Origin of the sequence: Ectopseudomonas toyotomiensis (assembly GCF_900115695.1) — a bacterium.
In the GTDB taxonomy this organism is placed as follows: Bacteria; Pseudomonadota; Gammaproteobacteria; order Pseudomonadales; family Pseudomonadaceae; genus Aquipseudomonas; species Aquipseudomonas toyotomiensis.
In genome coordinates this window covers 1-16,228 of the sequence record NZ_FOXK01000016.1, presented here as the reverse complement: position 1 = coordinate 16,228, position 16,228 = coordinate 1, and the positions used below count along the sequence as shown (strand labels likewise).

The following is a 16,228-nucleotide window of genomic DNA, read 5'->3' as shown; positions in this document are numbered from 1 at the left end:
GGATCTCGAACCTTTCCGGGAAGAATCGCCATGCGCTGCCTGATCGCCTCCCTGCTTTTGATGGCCCCGGCAGTCCTGCCGGCGGTCGACAAGACCGCCACCATCGGTCTGAATGTTGAGGTATTACCGGCCTGCCAGGCAGGTAGCAGCAGTGGCTCGGGCGTCAGCTTCGGGACCCTGGATTTCGGCACCCACCTCAGACTCGACAACCTGATAACCCAGGTCGGTCAACCGGACGCAGGCGCCCTGCGCGTCAATTGCCAGCAAAATATCCCCTATCGCGTGCTGATCAATGCCGGCCACAGCGGCACCACCAGCAATCGGCAGATGGTCGGTCCCGGCTCCGCCGTGCTCAGCTACAACCTTTACACCGGCGCGGACTACGCCACGGTCTGGGACAACATTACGGGGGTCAGCGCCGTTGGCAATGGCCAGGATCAGTGGCTTGCGATCTACGCCCGGGTGCCGGCACAGAATGCCCCGCCTCCCGGAAGCTACAGCGATACCCTGACCGTCACGGTGAGTTGGTGATGCCGTGCCGGGCCCATTCACTCGTGGTCACTCGCCTGCTCTGCCTGACCGTAGCCATGCACGCCTGGTCTGCTTGTGGCGACACGGGCATCAACGATCAGATCGTCAGCCAGAGCTTCCAGCTGCGCGCGGAAATCGTACCGGGTTGCCTGCTAGGCGCCGGGGGCAGCGACGCCACCTCGTTCGGCAGCATCTCATTCGGCCAGATCAGCACTCTGCCCAGCAACGTAGATGCGGCCAGCACACCGGACAACGGCTCCATCGTGCTGCAGTGCTCACCCGGTACGGCCGTCACGCTGTCGCTCAATGCCGGGCTCAATACCGGCAGCGTGGCCGGCGGACGCTACCTGGCGCGTGGCGCGGAGCGCCTGCGCTACCAGCTCTACCAGGACGCCGCACGCAGCATCATCTGGGGCGACGGCAGCAACGGAGGCACGCGCATGAGCATCAATTTCCCTGTTGGCGGCGCCACCCAGACCTACACGGTCTATGCCCGCCTGTTCAGTGTCAGCCCGTTGCCTTCGGCCGGCATCTATACCGACACCGTCACCGTGACCGTGAGTTATTGAATCATGAGCACACGCCCTCTCTTCGCCTGCTGCCTGGCGCTGACCACTGCGCTGGCGAGTCTGGCCATACAGGCTGCCAGCTCCATCCTGATCTGGCCGATCAATCCGCTGATCGAAGCCGATCGACAGAAATCAGCCGCGCTGTGGCTGGAGAATCGCGGGCAGGAACCAGTGGATGTGCAGGTGCGCGTACTGGCCTGGGAGCAGGAGGAATTCGAAGATCGCCTGACGTCGCAGAAGCAGGTCGTGGGCAGCCCGCCAATGGCAACGCTGCAACCGGGCAAGCGGCAGCTGGTCAGGCTGGTCAACCTGGAGCCGCCGAGTGCCGGCACGCTGCGCACCTACCGTGTGCTGGTCGACGAGGTTTTGCCGCCACAACCGCGGCCGTCCCAACTGGGCGTGCAATTCCAGATGCGTTACTCGGTGCCCTTGTTCGTGGTCGGGCCTGGGGCCTATCTGGATGACGGTGCGCGAGATGCGCCAGGCCAGGGCCAGCCACTGGCTCCCGATCTGCGCTACCGCGTCGTTGACGGTAGCAACGGCGCCTTCCTTTACCTGCGCAACCTCGGCCCCGCCCCGGCCCGGCTATCCCAGGTCGATCTATCGCGAGACAGCGGCAAACAGCCACTGGCCGAAGGCCTTCTCGGTTATGTACTACCTGGTGCGCAGATGCGCTGGCCTCTGCCGGCAGGCGTGCGCAGTGGTCAGGTGCAAGCACGCATCAACGAAAGTCGACACAAGCAGCCGCTGGCCGCTGAGTAGATCGCTGGTACTGCTGCTACTGGCCACTTTGCTGTCAGTCCCGTCAGCCCATGGCGATGATGCGCAGGAGTTCGCCCAGGCGCAGTTGCTCTACCTGGAGTTGATCGTCAATGAGCTGTCCAGCGGCAAGGTGGTGGAAGTGAGAGAACATCAGGGCCGGTTATTCGCCCAACGCGACGATCTGCTCGCTGCGGGCGTGCGCCTGCCCTCGGAGACGACGCCCTGGGTCGCTCTGGATCGGATCGACGCCCTGCGCAGCGAGTATCAACAGGACAGCCAGCGCCTGCTGCTCACCCTGCCCAGCGAATGGCTGCCACATCAGCGTTTCGGCCCCAGCAGCCTGAGCGAGCCGATGCAGGCACAGAGCGCGTTCGGTGTGCTGTTCAACTATGACCTCTACTACAACCACACCGAGAATGCCGGCCACTACGCCAACACCTGGCTGGAACAGCGGGTGTTCGACGGGTTCGGCATGATTTCCAACACGGGCGTCTATCGCCACAGTTTCTCCGGGCCGGGCTATCGCGATGGCTATACCCGCTACGACAGCACCTGGCGCTTCAACGATCAACAACGCATGCTCAGCCTCAGCGCTGGCGACCTGATCACCGGCGCGCTGACCTGGAACAGCGCGGTCCGCCTTGGCGGGCTGCAGATTTCACGCAACTTCTCTTTGCGCCCGGATCTGATCACTTACCCATTACCGCGGTTCGATGGCGATGCTGCAGTGCCCAGCACCGTTGATCTGTTCATCGACGACGCCCGCCTCGGTCAACAGGAGCTGCGCCCCGGTCCCTTTACCCTCAACACCGTGCCTTACATCAGCGGCGCCGGCACCGCGACGCTGGTGACCACGGATGTGCTGGGGCGCCAGGTCTCCACCACCGTACCCTTTTATGTGACCGATACCCTGCTGCGCCAGGGGCTTTCGGACTTCTCCCTGTCGCTGGGCAAACTGCGCCGCAACTATGGCGTGGACGATTTTTCCTACGGCAGCCTGGTGAGCAGCGGCAGCCTGCGCCACGGCGTGACCGACAGCCTCACCCTGGAGAGCCATGCCGAAGCCGGCGCAGGCCTGCGCCAGGCTGGTATCGGCGCTACCGTCGGACTTGGTCTGATGGGCACCCTGACCAGTTCCGTGAGCCAGAGCAGCGGTATCGGCAACGGCCAACAGTACAGCCTTGGCTATAGCTACTACGCGCGTCGCTTCGGTATCACCGCGCAGCGCATCCAGCGCACCTCGGGCTATGCCGACCTGAGCGTCGCGAACGCCCTGGATAACGACCTGGCCGGCGGCCCGCTGAGCAAGATCCTCGATCAATTGACCTTCAGTTTCAGCCCGGAGGGGCTCGGCTCATTCGGCATCGGCTACTTCGCCAGTGAGGAACAGACCGGACAGCGCACGCGCCTGCTCAACCTGTCCTGGTCACGCAGTCTGTGGGGCAGCGCCAGCTTCTTTCTCTCCCTCAACCGCCAGCTGGACGACGCCTCGCATGCCATCCAGGCACAACTGGTCATCCCATTCGACCTGTACTCCACGCTGACCACAGGCGTGGAGCGAGACAGCAACGGTAACCAGCGCGCACGCGCCAATTACAGCCGCAACCCACCCAGCGACGGCGGTCTGGGGTGGAACCTTGGCTATGCCGGCGGCGACAATGAATACCGCCAGGCTGACCTGACGTGGCGCACCCAACATGCACAGGTGCAGGCAGGCGCCTACCAGAACGACGGCATCACTACCCGTTGGGGCGGCGTCAGCGGCTCGCTGGTTGCCATGCAGGGCCAGGTATTCGCCAGCAACCGGATCGACGACGCCTTCGTGCTGGTCAGCACCGAGGGTTATTCAGATGTGCCCGTGCGCTACGAACATCAATTGCTGGGTCGTACCGACTCGGCAGGTTACCTGCTGGTGCCCTGGGTGCCGTCTTACTACCCCGGCCAGTACGAAGTCGACCTGCTGAATCTGCCGAGCAACCTGCAACTGTCGGAAACCCAGAAGCGCATCGCCGTGCATCAGGGCAGCGGCGCATTGCTCGCCTTCCCCATGGAGATGAGCCTGTCAGCCAGCATCCAGTTGGTCGACGGACTGGGACAGCCACTGCCCCGCGGCAGCCAGGTGTTGCATCGTCCCAGCGGTCAGCGCACCTACATTGGCTGGGACGGCCAGCTGTATTTCGAAGGGCTGGCGAAGGACAACCAGTTGGAAGTAGAGCTGGCCGATGGCAGCATTTGCAACAGTCGCTTCTCGCTGGACGACAGCGCCGTGGAAATGGCCGTGGTCGGCCCCCTCACCTGCCTGCAGCGGGATGGTCAGCCATGATCCGCTGGCTGATTCACGCACTCCTGCTGTGCAGCACACTGGTGAGCATGTCGGCCCATGCCTGCAGCACCTATGCCGGGGGCTCGGTCAATCTGGGTACTACCAACTCTCTGAGTCTGCGCACCACGCAGCAGCAAGCAGCAGCCGGCGCCGGCCTGGCCTGTCCCGGGTTACTTCAGGTACTGGCGGGGGCATACGTTCGGGTCACGCTGCAGAACCCCAGCACCCTGGCCCTGCAGGACGGCCAGGGCAATCAGATCCCTTTTCAGGTGTTTCAGGACGCCGGCTACAACCAGGCGCTAGTAGCCGGCCAACCGCAACAGCTCGGTGCAATCAACCTGCTCGCCCTCGGTGGCAACTCCACCGCTATCGGCCTGTATTTCCGCACCAACCCCGGCCCCAACGTGCCGGCCGGCACCTACACCGCCACCATCACCCTGCGCTGGGACTGGGCGATCTGCACCGTCGGCGCGCTCAATATCTGCGCCTGGAACCGCAGCCCCGGATTGACGCAAAGCTGTGTCGTGATCTGCGGTGCCCCCACCAACTGGGGTACAGGGTCGCTCGCCACACTGACCGTCACCCTGGTGGTCAGCAAAGCCTGCCGCGTCGATACCTTGCCCAATGTGGACTTTGGCGCCAACGCCCTGATCAGCCAGTTCAGCGCGCAGCAACGCACCTTCGCCGTGACCTGCACCAACACTGAGGGCTACACGCTGAGTTTCGACAACGGGCAGAACTACCAGGCGCCCTGGCGACGCCTGACCAATGGTAGCCAGTTCATTCGCTACAACCTCTACTACAGCGGCAGCAGCCTGATCTGGAACGCCGCCTCACCGCTGACGGCCAGCGGCACGGGCAACTCACAGAGCTTCAACTACCAGGCGATTCTCGACCCCGGGCAAGCCAACGCGCCGGTGGGCGTCTATACCGACAACGTGCTGCTGATCATCAACTACTGAAGCCTTACCAGTAGATCACCAGCGTCGAGCCGGCATCACCGCCGGCAGGCAGCACCACCGAAGTCGTCTCTGCACTCAGGCTCGATGATAAGGCTCGCCCGTGCGCGTCCTGCACCTGATAGGCGGCATGCTCACAATGACGCGCGGACAAGTGCACGGCAGCAGCATCGCCACGCGCAGCAACCTCGCAACGCTTGAGAATGGTCAGACTGATCTGCAACTGCCCGCTGATCTGCTCAGCAAGAGAAAGGTTGGCAGTGGCGCACAACGCGGAGGCCACGAACAAGGCAAGAAATCGGTGAAACGGCATGATGACGGTCTACGGTAAGGATGGCCTGCTGGGATAAAGGTCAAAATCCATCCGTAGAAACGGTCACGACATCAGAATGTGAACCGCAGACAGGAGAATACGGTGATATCACATTGAAATCACCGTCATTCCGACGAGCGTGGTTCAGGCCAGGGGTTGTGCGACGAAGCGCTCGCCCGGCGCCACGATCTGCTCCTGCGCGGCGACCAACGGCAGGTCGCGCGCGCCGTCCGCAGTCTGCTCGACCAAGGCGTAGAGCGTTGCCGTGGCCAGTTCCAGAGCCTGCGGCAACGCCTGCCCAGCCAGCAACCGGCCTAGCAGGGTGGCCGAGAACACATCGCCCATGCCATTGGGCAATGGATGCAGCGCCAGGCGCGGGGTGCTCACCAGCCAGGCGCCCTCGCCGTTCACCGCCAGCGTGCCCAATTCGCTGTCGGGGATATCCGGCGTCGCCAGGCTGGTGACAATCACCACATCCGGGCCACGGCCGCGCAACTGCCGGGCAACCTTCACCGCCTCCTGCAGATTGGCCGGTTTCGAGCCGGTGAGCAGCTCGAACTCGAACTGATTGGGCGTGATGATATTGGCGAACGGAATCGCCTGATCACGAAGGAAATCGGGAATCGCCGGGTTGACGAATACGCCGCGCCCGACGTCGCCCATCACCGGGTCACACAGGTAACGCACTGACGGGTTGTGCTGACGAATTTCGCCCACCGCCTCGAGAATCACCCGCCCCGTATCGGCATCCCCCAGATAACCGGACAGCACCGCCGACAGCCGCGGCAGCACACCGCGCTCACGCAACCCCAACAGCACCTCGCGGACATGCTCGGCACCGAACACCTGGCCGCGAAACTGGCCGTAACCGGTGTGGTTGGAGAACTGTACGGTGTGAATCGGCAGCACCTCGAAGCCCAACCGTTGCAGCGGAAACACCGCAGCAGCATTGCCGACATGGCCCCAGGCGACATGCGACTGAATGGACAGAACGAGGGGCGGTAGTGTGGTACTCATGACGATCTCTGCTGGCTGCGTACGACAAGGCGCAGATTATTCGCCAAGCTGCCCGGGCATACCACTACCCGGCGATCCCAAATACCAGGATCGATCATGACTTGAGCGAGCGCTGACTGGCAGGCTCATGCACAGGCTTGGACGAACAGCTCTACAGCCACTGCCAGACGGGGTGCTCCCACTTACCAGCGGCATCAGGCCAATGAGCGCGAACGCCCATTGGCCCGATGTGTCCCTGCATGATGAACGCCTCAGAAAGCAGAATCGCCCGCAGCGAACGCCGCTCCCTCGATGTGATAGACCGTCGGCTCTTCCGAGAAAAATTCCTCCAGGCCCAGCATGAACGTCTGATGGTCGTCACTCGCTTCGAAGCCCGGCGTGTGGTCTTCGAGTGACGCCCAGCGCACGATCAGGTTGAATCGCTCGGGGCTTTCGATTCCCTGCGCGAGCATGTGGCCGCCATAACCCTTGGCCCGCTGGAGCAAGTGAACCACTTCGGCAAATGCCTGTTTGAAGGGTTCGATCTGTTCTTTGTGAACGGGCAGCAGTGCGATTTCATAAATCATTGCGGTATTCCTCTAGAGCAAGTTCGGCAGTTGCATGCACTTACGGTGCGAGCGAGGGCTCGACGGCAATTGCGACTTTTCCGCGAAGACCATTGTTAGGTGTCTCCAGCAGCGCATGCGCGCTTGAGATATCAGCGAGCGAATAGACCGCGCCAATGTGAGGGCGCAGCTGACCGCGCTCGACCAATGCCTTCAGCTCATCGAGCTTGCCGCGGTTCTGGCGGGTGAAGACGAAGTGGTAACTGGCGTTCTTGCCCCAGGCCTGAATCAGGTTCTGCGGCTTGGCAATGTCCACGATCGAAACCACCCGGCCGAGCTGGGCGAGCGCATCGGGGCTACGAGTCAGGGTGTCACCGCCGATGGTGTCGAAAATCACGTCCACGCCCTGGCCATCGGTTTCCCGCAGGACGGCGTCAACGTAATCCTCTTGCTCGTAGTCGATGACCACATCGGCACCCAGACCCCGGGCGAACTCGAAGTTGGCTTCGCGCACGGTGGTGAACACCCGAGCGCCAATGGCTTTTGCCACCTGGATCGCGACATGGCCGACGCCACCCGCACCGCCGTGGATCAGAATGCTTTCCCCGACCCTCAGCGATACACGTCCGATCAGGGCTTCCCAGACCGTCCCGCCTACCAGCGTCAGGCTTGCCGCCTCGAGGTGGCTCAGCGATGCCGGCTTCTTGCCAATGATGCTTTCGGACGCCACGTGGTACTCGGCATAGCTGCCATCGCCTTCGAAAATCTGCGTGGTGTACCAGACTTCATCACCTGGCACGAAGCTCGTCACACCCGGACCGACGGCTTCGACGACGCCGGATACGTCATGCCCGGTAATGGCGGGGAGAGGCACGTAGTCGACGTAGTCGCCGCGACGTACCTGGTAATCCAGCGGGTTGATGGAGGTTGCGTGAACCCGCACCAGCACTTGCCCTGCCTGCGGTACGGGTTTGGCCACTTCGGTCAGTTCGAACGTGTTCGGGCCGCCAAAGGATTTGAGTACTTGCGCTTTCATTGTAGATCCTCACTTCATTAAAAAGGGATATAGAGAATTTTCGATATATAAGGACGTGAATTAACTATTCACGTCAGGCATGAACGCGCCCTGCGCGCTCGCTGTCGGTTACCGCCAGGCGTTGGCCCAGTGGCGTGCGGTCGAAACCATCAGCAGCGATACGTTGGCCGAGAGGGGTGCGATCGAAACCACCTTCAGCAATGCGTTGGCCGAGAGGGGTGCGGCTGAAACCACCTTCAGCGATACGTTGGCCGAGAGGCGTGCGGCTGAAACCACCTTCAGCGATACGTTGGCCGAGAGGCGTGCGGCTGAAACCACCTTCAGCAATGCGTCGGCCGAGAGGCGTACGGTCGAAACCATCTTCAGCAATGCGCTCACCGAGCGGGGTGCGGTCGAAACCATTTTCCGAAATATTACGGTCGACGGCTGTTGCTTGCTCGACGGTCGCAGCGCCTTGCAACGGCTGCGGGCTAGATGGAGGGGCGGCGAAGGCAGATGAAGCCACATTGGCCAGAATGACGCTTGCTAGTAACTTGAGAATTTGCGTTTTCATGGTAGATCCTTGTTTCTGGAAAAAGGGATATAGGGAATTTTCGATATACTGAAGCAAAAAAAAGCGCGGTTCTTCCTATGGTCTCTCCATCATGAATCCTCGCTTCGGTAAAAAGGGATATCGAGAATACTCGATATGCTAAGTTAAAAAAATTACAGCTCTTTGCCTATGAGCTCGGCCAGAGCACGGATGTTCGCTTCATTGCGCTTGTAGTAGGTCCACTGCCCGATCCGGCGGACTTCGACCAGACCGACTCGCTGCAGCGTGGCGAGGTAATCGGACACCGTCGACTGCGACAGACCGACACCTTCCTGAATACTGCTGACGCAGACGCCCACGGTATGAACGTCCCCTTCATCCTGGGGAGGAAAGTTCTTCACCGGATCCTTCAACCCCTTGAGAATTCCAAGGCGTGTAGGGTTCGAGAGGGCTTTGAATACATTGATCAGTTCCATGGGTGGCAATGATATCGACATTTACCGATATGTCAATGCGCGAATCAACCGTCCGTCGGACATGCCATCCAACGAAAGCAGCCCATAGGGTCGGCCAGGTTTCGTGGAACATCTCAGATTCGCAAGCCCCGCCGGGGATTCGACCGCAATTCGACCGCGACATTGACACACGGCCTGCTAGGCATCCCATGCATGAGACCATTCGGTCCGATTACGCCCCGCCGCCTTACCGCGATACAACGCAGCATCTGCCTGCTGTAGAAACTCGTCGAACAGCTGCACGCTGGTGAACTCTTCCGAGACGCCGATGGTTGCCGTGCAGCGAATCGCTTGATCATGGTCAGTGCCGAGCACCTCGCTCTGTTCGACCGCTGCTCGCGTGCGCTCAGCCAGTTGCAGAACGCCGGCCCTGTCCGTGTCCAGGGCAATGACCACGAACTCCTCCCCGCCCAACCGGCAGATCAGATCGCCTTGGCGGACAGTGGCCTTGAGCACCTCGGCCACACGACTCAACACGAGGTCGCCAACATTGTGGCCGTGGGTGTCGTTGATGCGTTTGAAGTGGTCGATATCCACGATCAGCAGGTACGCCGCAGCGGCCTTGCGCGAACGAAAGTACAGCTCCAGGGCATCCATCAGCCCGCGTCGGTTGAGCAGTCGGGTCAATGGGTCGTGCGCGGCCAATGTGCGCAGCTCATCGGTGAGGCGGCGCAGCACCAGCCATACGGCGCAAGGCGGCAGTACCGTCGCCAGGAATGACATGTAGATGTAGAACACCTTCTGGAAGCCGCTGCTCAGATCCAGCGCCGCCAGGCCGCCCTCGACAATCATCGCGAACTTCATGGCGTTGAGGATGCAGATGCCGCCGATCAGCATGGCGAATACGATCATCTCGACGCGCAGGTCCTGGGCGAAGGTTCGCACACCATGCAGTGCGGCCGCAGTCATGGCCAGGAACAACAGCGCGCATGAACCCGCCAGCAAGGCATGGCGCGCCTCGTTGCCGAGCCAGTATTGCACCAGCACCTGTATAAACGAGTAGGCCACCGCCAATGCGAGCAACGGACGCAGGATCGGTGTTGGCTGCCCAAAGAAACGCATACCGCCCAGCACATAGGCGACCGGGGCACTGAGCGTCAGCGTGTGGTTGACCATGCTCAACACGCCCCAACCCGGCGGGCCGCCGACCAGTTGCAGGATATAGGCGAGCCCAAGCAGAAGGTTGCCCAGGGCGAAGACTTCCATGCCCATCTTCTTGCCATTCAGCCGCGTACTGATAAGCAGGAACATCACGGAAAAACACAGTAGGTACACGCAGAGCATGCCAAGAATGACGGTAGTGACCATGGGTTCGCGCAAGTAGATAGGTGGCGACAGGAGCCTAGCACTAAGGGGATGGCGCAAACATGCGCACCCTCCCCTCGCTCTGCATTGCAGAGGCATGGCGTTTCACGCCCGCGGATCGTAGGCATATAAGACCAGCAAGGCAATTTGCCATCTATTCGCGCTGCGAAAGAGTTTCGACGAACACCTCGGACGAGAGGTTGCGCCAGTATCTGGCAGCCAGTCGCTCCGGGCCGCTGTCCTTCGCGTATCGATGGCCACCCGCCTCGCGTTAATGCTTGGCACCGATGCTCGCTCGCAATACTGGCATATAGCCGTAAAAGCCGCGTTATCATGCCCGCGCCAGCGTTCGGCATGACGACAAGGAGCAGTAGATGAGCGATTCGCGCCAGGCGGCCTTTGCCCGGGAATGCGATCTGATCATGAAAGGCGGCATCACCAGTGGCATCGTCTACCCGCTGGCGATCACCGAGATCGCCAAGGCGTTTCGCCTGCGCAGCATCGGCGGTACCAGCGCCGGCGCTATCGCCGCGGCAGCAGCAGCCGCTGCCGAACTGGGCCGCCAGCGCTATCAGCAAGGTGAGTTGAGCAACGACCCAGCCGGCTTCGCGGAAATCGAACGACTGCCCCAGCACCTCTGCGTGCCCGCCGCGAATGGCCATGGCACCAAGCTGCTGGCGTTGTTCAAGCCTGCCCCGGCAGTGCGCGCCCTGTTCGATACCTTCATCGCCATCCTCGAGGTCAAGGGAAAAGGCCCCTGGACCCGGTTGTTCGCGCCACTGAAGGTCATGCTCATGCGGCACAAGTTCACCGCCCTGGTCGGCGCCTTGCTGGCGGGCGGGCCGCTGTGGTGGAGCGCTGCCAGCAGCGCCAGCGTGCTGGTTTGGCTCTGGGTCTTGCTGTTCGCCGCGTTGGGTGGCGTGCTCGCCGTGGTCCTGCGCCTGGCCCTGGTGGCATTGCGTGAATTGCCAGCCAGCGGTTTCGGCCTGTGCAGCGGCATGCCAGAGACCGATGACGACGCCCCGGATGAAGCCCTGACCACCTGGCTGACCCAGTACTTCGATCGGCTCAGCGGCCAACGCGAATACTGCGCGGGCCAGGCCGAAGCTGTCGAATGCGAGCGACCATTGACCTTCGGCGACCTGCGTCGTCATGGCATCGACCTGCAGGTGATGACCACCTGCCTGAGTATGTCGCGCCCTTTCCGCCTGCCATTTCGCGATGACGAGCAGGTGCGCGAGAACAACCAGTTCCATTTCCGCCAGGAGGAGTTCTCACGGTTATTTCCCCACCGTGTGGTGGCCTGGATGCGCGCTCACCAGCGCCCCGGCGATGAGCGCGGCGACGGGTACCTGCGCCTGCCACTGCCCGATGACCTGCCGGTAATCGTCGCCGTGCGCATGAGCCTGAGCTTTCCCCTGCTGCTCAGCGCCGTCCCGCTGCATGCCGTGGATTACCGCAAGGCCGAGAAGAAGCTGGAACGCTGCTGGTTCACCGATGGCGGCATCAGCTCCAACTTTCCCATCCACTTCTTCGATGCCGCGCTGCCCAGGCGCCCCACCTTCGGCCTCGATCTGGGGCCAACCGATGGCGCCGACGAACAACGCGTGCGCTTCCCTCGTAACAATGGCGATGCCCGGCTTGCCTACTGGCGCCGCTTTCCCCAGACGGGTTTGCCAGCCCTGCGCGGTTTCCTCGCCCTGCTCAGCAATGTCGCCAAGGACTGGAACCACGAAACCCTGTCGCTGATGCCCGGCTTTCGCGACCGTATCGGCCTGATCCAGCTGACCCGCGAAGAAGGCGGCCTCAACCTGACCATGCCCACCGAGCGCATCGAGCGGCTGACCCGTTACGGACGCGAAGCCGGCCAGCAGTTCGTCCTGCGTTTCGGCGACCCGCAGCACTGGCAGCCCGGCGCCCAGGCCTCACCGATGAACTGGGAAAATCACCAGATCATTCGTCTACGCCTGCAACTGGCCAGCGTCGCCGAACAGCTGCAGAGCCTGGAAAGGGCCTGCCGCGAACTGCACGGCAGCGAGCAGGGCTACCAGCGCTTCTTCAGCGCCGACGCCAAACGCTACAGCTATCCCTTCAAAGGCCTCAGCGATCTGGAACAGGACCCGGACACCGGCCTGTACCGCACCCAGGCCGGCCTGGCCCAGGCCATGCTGGGCAAGCTGCGGGAGATCGCCCAAATGATCGAACAGCACCCGGACAGCCACCCGGCCAAGGGGGCGCCCAAACCCACGCCCGAACTCAAGCTGCGCCCACGCCTGTAGCCCGTCGACAAACAACAAGCTCCCAGGTGGGAGCCTTTTACGAACAGCGGTGGTGATCAGCTGCCCGGATGGGCGTAGGCCTCTTCGAAGAAGTAGTCCTTCCAGGACGCGGCCCTGTTCTTCAGCACGCCCAGCTCATGCAGCTGCTCGGCATAGATGAGGGTGCGCTGCGGCGATACGGTGAAGTCGTTTTCCGGGTCCTCGATGATCTTCTTAACGAAGTCCAGCGGCAGCTTGGAGTTCTCCACACGGATGTAGGTCTCTGCCGCTGCGGCTTTGTCTGCCTTGATGATCTGCTCGGCTTCCACCAGCGCGTCGTAGAAGGCCTTGTAGGTCTTGGGGTTTTCCTCGTGGAATTTCTCGGTGGCATAGAGCACGTTGAACGTGGCCTGGCCGCCGAGGATGTCGTAGCTGCTGATCAGTTTGTGCACCTTGGGGTTCTCCAGCGCCTGGTACTGGAACGGCGGGCTGGAGAAATGCGCGGTGATTTCCGAGCCGCCCTTGATCAGCGCGGCAGTGGCGTCCGGGTGCGGCAGGCTGACGGAGATCTTGTCGAAGCGCTGGAAATCGTCCTTGCCATACAGCTTGGCGGTCTCGATCTGCAGGGTGCGTGACTGGAAGCCGACGCCGGCGGCCGGCACGGCGATGCGATCCTTCTCGGACAGATCGTCCAGCGTCTTCACCTCTTCACGGTTGCTCAACAGGTAGTTGGGCAGCGAGCCGAGCGCGGCGACCGCCTTGACGTTCTGCCGGCCATGGGTGCGATCCCATACGGTCAGCATTGGCGGCACGCCGGCCGATACCACGTCGATGGCCCCGGCCAGCAGCGCCTCGTTCATGGCGGTGGCGCCGGAGATGGTGCGCCACTCGACCTCCACCTTGTCCAACCCCTGGGCCTTGGCGTGCTTCTCGATCAGTTGCTGGTCCTTGACCACCTGCAGCACCAGGTAACCGATACCGAACTGCTGGGCGATGCTGATCTTGCCTTCGGCCTGCGCGGCCAGCGGTGTTGCCAATGCGCCGAGCAGGCCCAGGGCGGCGGCCAGACGGCCGAATGTGAATGGGTGGGTCATGGTCGTTTCTCGTTATGTGATCAGTGAGTTATTCGTGTGTAGGTGGGCCGGGCGGTGATCCGCTTCAGCCCACCAATTGGGTAAGCCGCTGGTGGGCTAAAGCCCACCCTACGGGGTGATAAAGGGCTACTAGCGCTGCATCCCCCAACGCTTGACCGTCACCCGCTCCACCGTGGCGAACACCAGGTTCTCCACCAGCAGGCCGATCAGAATCACCGCTGCCAGGCCGGCGAAGACCTTGTCGGTGTACAGCTCGTTGCGGTTCTGAAAGATGTACCAGCCCAGGCCGCCCTTGCCGCTGGAGGCGCCGAACACCAGTTCGGCGGCGATCAGGGTGCGCCAGGCGAAGGCCCAGCCGATCTTCAGACCCGCCAGGATCGACGGCAGCGCCGCCGGGATCAGGATGAACAGCACGAAGCGCAGACCCTTGAGGCCATAGTTGCGCCCGGCCATGCGCTGGGTCTCCGACACGCCGAGAAAGCCGGCATAGGTATTGAGCGCCAGCGCCCACAGCACCGAATGCACCAGCACGAAGATCAGGCTGTTCTCACCTAGGCCGAACCACAGCAGCGACAGCGGCAGCAGCGCGATGGCCGGCAGCGGGTTGAACATCGAGGTCAGAGTCGACAGCAGGTCGCGCCCCAACTGGGTCGACACCGCCAGGGTGGTCAGCAGGAAGGCCAGGCCGATACCGAGCAGGTAACCCTTGACCAGCACCGACAGCGAGATCGCTACCTTCTCCAGCAACTCGCCATTGCCGATGCCCTCGCAGAAGGCCTTGGCCGTCTGCAGGAAGCTGGGCAGCAGCAGGTCGTTGCCCTGGTAACACGCGGCCAGCTCCCAGATCAGCGCCAGCGCCAGCAGGATCAACGTCTTGCGCAGCCAGCCCTGTTGCCAGAGACGCTGTGCCAGAGGCAGCTCGCGCTCCAGCTTGAGGTCCGGCAAGGGTTGCAGCGGTATTTCGTATTCCTCACGCCGTGCGGGGGAAAGACTCATGGTTGCACTCTCCTCAGTAGGCAATGCGGATGTCGTGGAAGCCCAGCTCGGCAGCGGCGCGCGCGCCCTCCTCGCTGTCCTCCTCGAACAACAGGCGATGGATGCGTTGTGCGGTCTGCTGGAAAGCTGCGCCGCCCAGGCTGTGCAGGTCGAACTGGTGGCTGCCCACCTCCGCTCGCACGCGCCCCGGGTGCGGCGACAGGAGCAGGATGCGATTGCCGACGATCAGCGCCTCCTCGATCGAGTGGGTGACGAACAGCAAGGTGAACCGCACTTCTTCCCAGAGCTGCAGCAGCTCCTCCTGCATCTTGCGGCGAGTCAGTGCGTCGAGCGCGGCGAAGGGCTCGTCCATCAGCAGGATCTTCGGCTGCATGGCCAACGCACGGGCAATCGCCACGCGCGCCTTCATGCCGCCGGACAGGGTGTGCGGGTAGGCATCGGCGAAGGCAGCCAGGCCGACCTTCTCCAGATAGTGCAGCGCCCGCTCTTCGGCCTCGCGACGGTCCAGGGTGCGCGAGGCCAGCAGCGAGAACATGACGTTCTGCTTCACCGTCTTCCACGGCGGCAGCTGATCGAACTCCTGGAACACTACGATGCGATCCGGGCCGGGCTCACGCACCTCTGCACCCTCCAGGCGAATGCTGCCGGCGATCGGTTCGATAAAACCGGCCACCGCTTTGAGCAGCGTGGACTTTCCGCACCCCGAAGGGCCGAGCAGCACGAAGCGATCAGCGCGATCCACCGCAAAGCTCACTTCGTGGGTGGCGCGCACGACGCGCTGCGGAGTGCGGTATTCGAGGCTGACCTTTTCCACCTGTAGAACGGTGTCGAAGACACCGAGATTGACAGTGCTGGCCGTATGGCCTTGCAGAGCGGCATTCATGAGATCAGCTTCCTTGGCCTATGGCGGCGTCTTCAAAGAAGTAGTCCTGCCAGGAGGCCGGCTTGTTCTTGATCGCACCGACGCGATGGAGAAACTCGGCCAGCGGGTAGGTATTGGTTGGCGTGACACTGAACTGGAAGCGCTCGTTGTCGATGATCTTCAGCAGTGCTTCTCGGCTGATCTTGGCGCCAGTCACGCGGATATAGGTGTCGGCGGCCGCGCCCTTGTCGTTCTGGGCGAAGTCGGCGGCCTCGGCCAGTGCAGCGACGAAGGCCTTGTATGTCTTGGGGTTGTCGTTGCGGAATTTCTCGGTGGCATAGAGCACGGTCGGCGAGTTCGGGCCGAGCAGCTTGTAGGTGTCGAGCACCACATGCACATTGGGGTTCTCCAGCGCCTGGTTCTGGAACGGCGGGTTGGAGAAATGCCCGGTCAGCTCGGTACCGCCGGACAACAGCGAGGCGGTGGCATCCGGGTGCGGCAGCGCCACGGTGTACTTGTCGAGGCGGTCGAACTCCTTGTCGCCCCACTGCTTAGCGGCGGCGTACTGGAGGAAGCGCGACTGCACCGAGACGCCCACCGCTGGCACGGCG

At 62.4% G+C, this 16,228-nt stretch carries 17 protein-coding genes; 6 read left to right on the top strand and 11 right to left on the bottom strand.

What is annotated here, in order from left to right; all coding sequences use genetic code 11:
- The first annotated feature begins 30 nt into the window (after nt 1-30).
- Genes BM186_RS24420 through BM186_RS24400 form a run of 5 tightly spaced genes read left to right on the top strand, consistent with a single transcriptional unit; the run spans nt 31 to nt 5,147 of the window.
- Complete coding sequence (locus BM186_RS24420) at nt 31-531, top strand: Csu type fimbrial protein (RefSeq protein WP_072423792.1); 501 nt, start codon at nt 31-33, stop codon at nt 529-531.
- A 56-nt stretch (nt 532-587) separates the two neighbouring features.
- Complete coding sequence (locus BM186_RS24415) at nt 588-1,100, top strand: Csu type fimbrial protein (RefSeq protein ID WP_241519897.1); 513 nt, start codon at nt 588-590, stop codon at nt 1,098-1,100.
- Between the two features lie 3 nt (nt 1,101-1,103).
- Nucleotides 1,104-1,862, top strand: coding sequence for a fimbrial biogenesis chaperone (locus BM186_RS24410; protein WP_074918958.1), 759 nt, complete (start codon nt 1,104-1,106; stop codon nt 1,860-1,862).
- 28 nt (nt 1,863-1,890) lie between these two features.
- A complete protein-coding gene (locus BM186_RS24405) occupies nt 1,891-4,185 on the top strand; it encodes a fimbria/pilus outer membrane usher protein (protein ID WP_074918957.1) in 2,295 nt (764 codons plus the stop codon).
- Nucleotides 4,182-5,147: a Csu type fimbrial protein gene (locus BM186_RS24400; protein WP_074918955.1), complete on the top strand. Its 966-nt coding sequence runs from the start codon at nt 4,182-4,184 to the stop codon at nt 5,145-5,147. The genes BM186_RS24405 and BM186_RS24400 overlap by 4 nt, the downstream gene beginning before the upstream one ends.
- A 4-nt stretch (nt 5,148-5,151) precedes the next feature.
- On the opposite strand, the gene BM186_RS24395 is transcribed toward BM186_RS24400, so the two are convergent.
- The 7 genes from BM186_RS24395 to BM186_RS24365 form a co-directional block, all read right to left on the bottom strand.
- Complete coding sequence (locus tag BM186_RS24395; protein WP_072423787.1) at nt 5,152-5,457, bottom strand: hypothetical protein; 306 nt, start codon at nt 5,455-5,457, stop codon at nt 5,152-5,154.
- 144 nt (nt 5,458-5,601) lie between these two features.
- Complete coding sequence (gene pdxY, locus BM186_RS24390; protein ID WP_074918953.1) at nt 5,602-6,474, bottom strand: pyridoxal kinase PdxY; 873 nt, start codon at nt 6,472-6,474, stop codon at nt 5,602-5,604.
- A 251-nt stretch (nt 6,475-6,725) separates the two neighbouring features.
- The gene (locus BM186_RS24385; protein ID WP_074918951.1) at nt 6,726-7,040 is read right to left on the bottom strand and encodes an antibiotic biosynthesis monooxygenase family protein; all 315 of its coding nucleotides are present in this window, start codon (nt 7,038-7,040) and stop codon (nt 6,726-6,728) included.
- Nucleotides 7,041-7,080: 40 nt separating this feature from the next.
- A complete protein-coding gene (locus BM186_RS24380) occupies nt 7,081-8,055 on the bottom strand; it encodes a zinc-dependent alcohol dehydrogenase family protein (RefSeq protein ID WP_074918950.1) in 975 nt (324 codons plus the stop codon).
- A 73-nt stretch (nt 8,056-8,128) separates the two neighbouring features.
- Nucleotides 8,129-8,608: a hypothetical protein gene (locus BM186_RS24375; RefSeq protein WP_074918948.1), complete on the bottom strand. Its 480-nt coding sequence runs from the start codon at nt 8,606-8,608 to the stop codon at nt 8,129-8,131.
- Between the two features lie 152 nt (nt 8,609-8,760).
- A complete protein-coding gene (locus BM186_RS24370) occupies nt 8,761-9,063 on the bottom strand; it encodes an ArsR/SmtB family transcription factor (RefSeq protein ID WP_072423782.1) in 303 nt (100 codons plus the stop codon).
- A 177-nt stretch (nt 9,064-9,240) separates the two neighbouring features.
- The gene (locus tag BM186_RS24365; RefSeq protein WP_074918946.1) at nt 9,241-10,410 is read right to left on the bottom strand and encodes a GGDEF domain-containing protein; all 1,170 of its coding nucleotides are present in this window, start codon (nt 10,408-10,410) and stop codon (nt 9,241-9,243) included.
- 371 nt (nt 10,411-10,781) lie between these two features.
- Between BM186_RS24365 and BM186_RS24360 the strand changes: the two genes are divergently transcribed.
- The gene (locus BM186_RS24360) at nt 10,782-12,686 is read left to right on the top strand and encodes a patatin-like phospholipase family protein (RefSeq protein ID WP_074918944.1); all 1,905 of its coding nucleotides are present in this window, start codon (nt 10,782-10,784) and stop codon (nt 12,684-12,686) included.
- Nucleotides 12,687-12,742: 56 nt separating this feature from the next.
- On the opposite strand, the gene BM186_RS24355 is transcribed toward BM186_RS24360, so the two are convergent.
- The 4 genes from BM186_RS24355 to BM186_RS24340 all read right to left on the bottom strand — a co-directional run.
- Entirely contained in the window at nt 12,743-13,759 is a 1,017-nt protein-coding gene (locus BM186_RS24355; RefSeq protein WP_074918942.1) for an ABC transporter substrate-binding protein, read from the bottom strand.
- A gap of 129 nt (nt 13,760-13,888) precedes the next feature.
- A complete protein-coding gene (locus BM186_RS24350; protein ID WP_074918941.1) occupies nt 13,889-14,755 on the bottom strand; it encodes an ABC transporter permease in 867 nt (288 codons plus the stop codon).
- 13 nt (nt 14,756-14,768) lie between these two features.
- Nucleotides 14,769-15,638, bottom strand: a complete 870-nt coding sequence (locus BM186_RS24345; RefSeq protein ID WP_074918939.1) for an ABC transporter ATP-binding protein — start codon at nt 15,636-15,638, stop codon at nt 14,769-14,771.
- Nucleotides 15,639-15,642: 4 nt separating this feature from the next.
- Nucleotides 15,643-16,228: ABC transporter substrate-binding protein (locus BM186_RS24340; RefSeq protein WP_139228039.1), on the bottom strand; the 586-nt coding region annotated here is incomplete at its 5' end.